The sequence below is a fragment of the Streptococcus sp. HMSC068F04 genome (assembly GCF_001837455.1).
Taxonomy (GTDB): Bacteria; Bacillota; Bacilli; order Lactobacillales; family Streptococcaceae; genus Streptococcus; species Streptococcus salivarius_D.
The window spans coordinates 34014-41114 of record NZ_KV832534.1 but is presented as its reverse complement, the minus strand read 5'-3'; the positions used below and the strand labels follow the sequence as shown (position 1 = coordinate 41114).

Here is a 7101-nt window from a genome sequence, read left to right as displayed (position 1 = left end):
CGAAACGGACTTAAAGTCACAAAATAAAACCTAAAACTCTCGGGAATTAATCTTCCGAGAGTTTTTTAGTCTTAATCAAGCTCTGTTTGAATCAACACGACGAGTTCTTCCTCATTAGGAATACTGCTAACCGCAGTCGGCTCAGGTAAAGGCTTATCTTCATACCCTTTAATAATATGTGATAAAAACACAGATGCTTTCGTCATGGCAAGAGGCAAAGAATCTGCCCTAATGCTACGACCAAAGTCAGGAAAACTAATTTGATAACCTTCCTCAATCGTGTGAAAAATCGCTGGATATTCGTATAACATGTCTCTTCCCCCATTTCAATACTAGACTCCTCTATGATAGGATGAGTTTGAGGAGAAGTCAACCAAAAATCGTTACAAAGAGAGGGTGAAACCATTCGAAACAAGGCAGCAAAGTTAAAATAAGGCTGAGTCCGTATTCAACTTGAGAAAGTGGCACCGAATCGGTGCTTTTTGGGTATACAAATAGTCCTTTGGATGATTCCAAAGGACTATTTATATATCTACTATTTCCTAACCTCATCCAAAATCTCGATTACCTTATACAAGTCTCGTTCTGTGATTTGGTAAGGAGCTTGTTCACGGACAATTGGTTTGGCACAAAAGGCGATGCCGATACCAGCTGTCTTAATCATAGGTAAATCATTGGCACCGTCACCCATTGCAATGGTTTGCGAGAGTTCGAGACCATTTTCTGCTGCCCAATCTTTGAGTTTGGCTACCTTGACATCTTTGGTAACAATCTCACCATAAACCTTACCAGTTAAGACACCATCAACCACCTCTAGGTGATTAGCCTTGACATAATCAATTCCTGCTTCAGCTGCTAGTCTATCCACAGTCTCATGGAAGCCTCCAGAAACCAAGCCTACCTTAAAGCCACGGGCGTGAAGTTTATCCACAAGTTTCTTGGCTCCTTTGTTGAAATGAATACGAGCATAGACCTTATCAAATATACTCTCTGGCAATCCCTTGAGGGTCGCTACACGCTCATTTAAGGCCTGTCTAAAATCCAATTCTCCACGCATGGCACGCTCTGTGATTTCAGCAACTTCTTGACCAACGCCTGCTTCTTCACCCAATAAATCGATAACTTCTTCTTGGACTAGCGTTGAATCTACGTCCATAACTAATAAACCTTTAACTTCTGACATAATTACCTCGATTCTTTGATGCCTATCTAAGCCTTCACTAGATTTAATTTTAATATGAAATGAAAAACGGACCTTACAAAAAATTCTGGACCCTAGTCCAGAATCTTTCTCTTACATACGAATTTGTTCGCGTGTCTTCTCGTAAGATGATACAAAACGATCTGTCACACCTGGTTCAACTGTTTCCAAGGCATAAGAGATTTCTTCCAAAGATGCATCATAATCATGATCAACTTCAAACAATTTAAGTGCATGCTCAAAGCTACTTTGAACAGCAGGTTCGAACGAACGGTAGCGATTTGAGTATTGCAAGAGTTGCTCAGTCAAGGTTGCATTTTGAACCACCAAGTAGGCAGTTTCTTCCAAATGATCAATGGCATTTTTAGATGTTTCTGTCAAACGCATGACCGCATCGATATTGATACGTCCACGGCTGAGTTCATCCATAAGGGCCTCAATTTGAGCACTTGTTGAGAAGAAGACACTCAAGAAGGATTGAGGAATACCTGGCAGGTTACGTTTTTCCATGTAACGCTTGATAACATGCAATTTATTAACATAAATATCAAGCTCTTCACGTGCCTTAGCTTCGTTTTTCTCAATAGCCTGAAGATTTTCAAAGACCTCAACCTGACCATTTTCAACAGCAGACAAGGTATTGAGACTCTTTTCAAAGATCTTTTCAAGTTCTGAGAAAGGCTTCACCTGAGCTTCAAAGTTTTCAAGGGTTGGAAGCACAGCTGTCTCCACACCTGAGATATCAGATGCAAAGCTACGAACATCTGCCGCATAAGTTTCATCGAAGATATAAGTCAACATGAGACGCTCAAGCTCTTCTTGAAGTTTTTTGTTGTTTTCTTTAGCGTGTTTAAGATAGTCTGGCAAGATTTTCTTATGACGCATAACAACCTTGTATGAGGCAATTTCACGTTCGAAAATACTATACAAGTTGTTGATTTTATCTTGAATCTCAACGTTTTCTTCTTCCGCACGGTCCAAATCAAGAGAAACCAATTCACTTGAGTTAGAACGGATAGCTTCACGAATTTCTTGGAAGCGACGTTCGATATTTTTTTCAGGGAAGTGATAATTTTGCTCAATCAACTTGCGATAGCCAGATTCCAAATCATCTAACTGATCTGGGAAATCATCTTCCAACTTAGCTACAATCGCAGGAATCTTCTCTGAAATTTGACCCAATGCAATGGTGTGTTCTTCTGCACGATCCAAAATACTTGATGCCTCAATAGGGTCACCTGATGAGTTAAGCGTCACGAATTCTGCAAACTCAGCTTCAATGTTTTTAAGCTGTTTATTGATTTCGGTCATGGTAGAACCGAAATTATCAGAGTTTTCCTCGATTGAGTTTTGCAACTCTTCGTACAAGTCTAATGCATGCTTAACGCGAGCACTGTTCTTTTCTTCTTGTTCTTTCAAGGTTGAGAGCGCTTCGCGAATAGACTTGATGTCTTCTTCCACAAGATCCAACTGACTCTCAATGTTATTGATTTCACCACTAGCCTTGAAGAAATGGAAAGTATCATTCATATTTTCAGCTTCGAAAATATGATTCTCAATATCTGTAAATGAGTTTGTTGAGATATCTACCCATTTCTGATTCCATTCACGGAAGGTTGTTTGACTTTGTCCAATCAAGTGAAGCTTTTTGACTTCTTCAATTTCTTCATTAACTGGCAAGTCAAACAAGCTTTGCTTGCGCTCTTCAAGCTCTGCAATCCGCGAATCATTTCGTTTTCTAATAAGAATACCGATTAAGTAAGCGATAATTACGAGTATAACTACCACTACAATCAGTAAAACAATTCCGCTAGACATAGTTTCTCCTTAATCGTCTATTATGTTCATAAATGTAGAATAACATTACGATTATATCATAGTTATCCTAGCATTGCATCCTTTTTTAAAAGAATATTAGATATCTAGAGTACTGTAAACGGCATTTTCTTCGATAAATTCGCGGCGAGGTTCAACCTTGTCTCCCATCAGCATATCGAAAATCTTATCTGCCTCCGCAGCATCGTCCACAGAAACACGTGCCATCAAACGATTTTCAGGGTCCATGGTAGTTTCCCAAAGTTGGTGGTCATCCATTTCACCCAAACCTTTATAACGTTGTACCGTAGGTTTTGAACGTCCCACACTATACTTTTCAAGTGCAGCACGCAATTTGTCTTCTTGATCTGCACCAGGTTGGATATATTCTTTAATCTCAGAACCAACCTTAACCCCATAAATTGGTGGTTGTGCAATGTAGACATAACCTGATTCCAAGACTGGACGCATAAAGCGGTAAATCAAAGTCAGAAGCAGGGTACGGATGTGAGCCCCATCGACATCGGCATCGGTCATAATTACCAACTTGTGGTAACGTGCCTTGCTGACATCGAATTCAGCTCCAAAACCTGTTCCCATAGCTGTGAAGAGAGAACGAATTTCTTCATTGGCTAGAATCTTATCCATGCTAGCCTTTTCAACGTTCAAAATCTTACCTCGAATTGGCAGAATAGCTTGGAATTCACGGTTACGACCTGATTTAGCAGAACCACCGGCTGAGTCCCCTTCGACAATGAAAAGTTCGTTCATTTCGGCATTATTCGATGAACAGTCTGCCAACTTCCCTGGAAGGTTAGAAATTTCAAGACCTGACTTCTTACGTGTCACTTCACGGGCACGCTTAGCGGCGATACGGGCCTTAGAAGCCAAAATCCCTTTTTCAACAATCTTCTTAGCAATGGCAGGATTTTCCAAGAGGAAGCGACTTAGAGCCTCACTAAAGAGACGATTGGTAATCTTTACCACTTCAGAGTTTCCAAGCTTGGTCTTGGTTTGACCTTCAAACTGTGGGTTTGGGTGCTTGACAGAGATGATAGCAGTCAACCCTTCACGAACATCATCCCCAGTCAAATTATCATCTTTTTCTTTGAGAATCTTATTCTGACGTGCATAGTCATTAATGACACGCGTTAAGGCTGTACGGAAACCTTGTTCATGGGTACCACCTTCATGGGTGTGAATGTTGTTAGCAAAACTCATCAGCGTTTCATGATAGCCAGTCGTGTATTGCATAGCAACTTCAACCGAAATACCATCCATCTCACCATCAGTGTAGATAGGTTCATCAAAGATAACATCCTTGTTTTCATTGATGTATTTCACATAAGACGTGATACCACCTTCGTAGTGATAATGTTTCTCTTGTTCGAGACCCTCACGCTTATCTGTGATAGAGATACGGAGCCCCTTGTTCAAAAAGGCTAGCTCTTGGATACGTTTAGCCAATTTTCCAAAGTCAAACTCGGTTGTTTCTTGGAAAATCTCTGGATCTGGCGTGAAGTGAACAGTCGTACCATGTTTCTCTGTTTCACCAATTACTGCTAAATCTGCTACCACGACCCCACGTTTATACTCTTGGAAGTGGATATGGCCATTTTTATAAACCTTAACATCAAGTTGTGTTGAGAGGGCATTAACGACCGAAGAACCAACCCCATGCAATCCACCAGAGACCTTATAACCGCCTCCGCCGAATTTACCACCAGCGTGAAGTACTGTAAAGACAGTTTCAACTGCAGGACGGCCAGTTTTTTCTTGGATATCGACTGGAATACCACGACCATCATCGACAACGGTGATAGAATTGTCCGGCTCAATAAAGACCTGAATATGAGTGGCGAAACCAGCCAAGGCCTCATCGATTGAGTTATCGACAATCTCCCATACCAAATGATGCAACCCTTCTTTTGAGGTTGATCCAATATACATACCTGGACGCATACGTACCGCTTCAAGACCCTCTAGGACTTGAATCTGGCTAGCATCATATTCTTGCGCTTTTTCTTCAAGATTTTTTAATTCATCAGTCATTTATGTCACAATCTCCAATAATGATTTATGGCCATCAACAAGCAAGGTATCCAGACCCGCTACTTTTCCTGCCTCTATATCTATCTGGCGGTCACCAATGACCAAGCCGTGTTTAATATCGTATTTTTTAATTAAATAAAGGAAACTATCTGGACTCGGCTTTCTAGCAAAGCCATTTTCAGAAGTTACAACCTCTGTAAAATAAGAGGCAATTTCTGCTTTGTCAAGGATTTCTAGCACCAAGTGATTACGGTGGCTAACCAAAAAATTACGCCCACCCTCAGCCACAATCTTAGCTAGGACAGCCCTAGCACCTTCAAAAAGAACAGGTTCCTGTAAATGCTTGGCTTCTTCCTGCTTATATAAGGTTCGAAAATCAGCTATATCAGGCGCAAACATGGCAATGGCAGTGCTCGTTGATACCTTAAGGGCATCATAGACTGCTTGAGGTTCTGCTGTACGCTCAAATTGTTCTAAAGTTGCTAGAAAGGCTTGGGTTGATACCTGGTAATTATCCAACAAGGTACCACCCAAATCCCAGATATAATCTCCATAATTCATAACCTTAATTATAACATAAAAGGTCAGTTTTTGCTTGTTTTTCACAGCTAAAAAGGCTTGGAAAACCTATCCAAACCTTAATTTTTTATTTCAGAATCAAACTTGCCACAATAGGACTAATAAAGACATATAGAATACCTGTTACAGCGATTGAAAGACCACCCATGGCACCTGCAACCTGACCATATCTGAAGGCAGTTCCTGTACCTACAGCGTGTCCGGTCCCTCCTAGTGAAAGTCCGATAGCAACTGGGTCTTTAATACCAATCATTTTTAAAAAGACTGGACCCAAGACTGAGGTTAAAATTCCCGTAATAACAACGACGACCAAGGTTACTGTCGTAATCCCCTGCATTTTTTCCGAAATCCCTACAGCCATGGCAGTTGTTACAGACTTAGGAAAGAGAGAGATGGCTAAGAAATAATCCATCCCAAAAAGCTTAGCAATCAAGGCCGTATAACTCGTATTTAAAACACAGGCAACCGTTGATCCAATTAAAATACTCTTATAGTGATGGCGCATGAGGTGCAGATTCTTGTAAAAAGGAACTGCTAGAGCGACCGTTGAAGGAATAATCAAACTATTAAGATAAGAGCCACCTACATAGTAATCCTTGTAGGAAATACCTGTATAATGCAAAATGACGATAATCAAGGCAGTCGATACAAGGAGAGGCGTTGTCAAGGGATTAGGAAAACGGCGATAAATCAAAAGCCCTATTGTGTAAGCTAGTACAGAAAGTGTTAGCCCAAACAAGGGTGTATTAAAAAAATTAGCCACGTTTAACCTCCTCGTAATCACCTTCAAAATGTTTTTTGATGAAACCGACAACTACTGCAATCACTACAATATTAAGAACCAAGGCTCCCATAATAATCAAAATAATAGGGACAATATTCGCTGAAATAGCATTCCATCGTTCCATAATACCGACACCTGCTGGCAAAAATAGAATAGTCATATTGGCAATTAAAAACTCTGCTACTGCATGAATATGACGTAGACGAATCCACTTAAGCTGAAGAGCAATAAGAAGCAAGAATAGGCCAATAATGCTTCCAGGAATAGGTAATTTGAAGAATGTTGAAATAGCTTCACCAATAACGGCAAACAAACAAATCAACATGAATTGAACGTAGTATTTCACGACTTGCCTCCTAGGTTTAATCACCTATTAGTCTACTCCTTTTTTCTTGAATTTCAAGAGTTTTCAGTAAATTCTTTTGAAAAATTAAGAGCCCTATACGAACCTTTTTGAATATGAAAAAACAAGCTCAACACTGAAAGTTGGGCTTGTAAAAAATAGTCAAATATTTATCTTAATCACAATTTCATTTTACAGCCCAAAAAATTCTATTTTTTCAAAATAAGAGACTATTCAAAGAAGTTGTCATAAAAAATTCTTATGTCACCACATACATAGAGGCGGATAAGGTTCCACGATTAGCAAAATATAAATTTGAATCATTTA

General features: G+C 39.9%; 7 protein-coding genes. All 7 read right to left on the bottom strand.

The genetic code is table 11. The features are described 5' to 3' along the window. Positions 1-71: 71 nt before the first annotated feature. A complete protein-coding gene (locus tag HMPREF2571_RS09860) occupies positions 72-311 on the bottom strand; it encodes a hypothetical protein (RefSeq protein WP_013990186.1) in 240 nt (79 codons plus the stop codon). 224 nt (positions 312-535) lie between these two features. Continuing rightward, a complete protein-coding gene (gene serB / locus HMPREF2571_RS09855) occupies positions 536-1183 on the bottom strand; it encodes a phosphoserine phosphatase SerB (protein ID WP_070848039.1) in 648 nt (215 codons plus the stop codon). Positions 1184-1294: 111 nt separating this feature from the next. Further along, positions 1295-3019, bottom strand: coding sequence for a septation ring formation regulator EzrA (gene ezrA, locus HMPREF2571_RS09850; RefSeq protein WP_002886788.1), 1725 nt, complete (start codon positions 3017-3019; stop codon positions 1295-1297). 96 nt (positions 3020-3115) lie between these two features. Continuing rightward, the gene (gyrB, locus tag HMPREF2571_RS09845) at positions 3116-5068 is read right to left on the bottom strand and encodes a DNA topoisomerase (ATP-hydrolyzing) subunit B (protein ID WP_013990184.1); all 1953 of its coding nucleotides are present in this window, start codon (positions 5066-5068) and stop codon (positions 3116-3118) included. Beyond that, complete coding sequence (locus tag HMPREF2571_RS09840; protein ID WP_013990183.1) at positions 5069-5629, bottom strand: HAD-IA family hydrolase; 561 nt, start codon at positions 5627-5629, stop codon at positions 5069-5071. Positions 5630-5714: 85 nt separating this feature from the next. Further along, complete coding sequence (locus tag HMPREF2571_RS09835) at positions 5715-6410, bottom strand: LrgB family protein (protein ID WP_002884772.1); 696 nt, start codon at positions 6408-6410, stop codon at positions 5715-5717. Further along, complete coding sequence (locus HMPREF2571_RS09830; protein WP_002884266.1) at positions 6403-6777, bottom strand: CidA/LrgA family protein; 375 nt, start codon at positions 6775-6777, stop codon at positions 6403-6405. The genes HMPREF2571_RS09835 and HMPREF2571_RS09830 overlap by 8 nt, the downstream gene beginning before the upstream one ends. Positions 6778-7101: the final 324 nt, after the last annotated feature.

Excerpts from the sequence above, each read along its gene's own strand:
- ezrA (WP_002886788.1), bottom strand. The coding sequence starts at position 3,019 with ATGTCTAGCGGAATTGTTTTACTGATTGTAGTGGTAGTTATACTCGTA.
- serB (WP_070848039.1), bottom strand. The coding sequence starts at position 1,183 with ATGTCAGAAGTTAAAGGTTTATTAGTTATGGACGTAGATTCAACGCTA.
- HMPREF2571_RS09860 (WP_013990186.1), bottom strand. The coding sequence starts at position 311 with ATGTTATACGAATATCCAGCGATTTTTCACACGATTGAGGAAGGTTAT.
- HMPREF2571_RS09840 (WP_013990183.1), bottom strand. The coding sequence starts at position 5,629 with ATGAATTATGGAGATTATATCTGGGATTTGGGTGGTACCTTGTTGGAT.
- gyrB (WP_013990184.1), bottom strand. The coding sequence starts at position 5,068 with ATGACTGATGAATTAAAAAATCTTGAAGAAAAAGCGCAAGAATATGAT.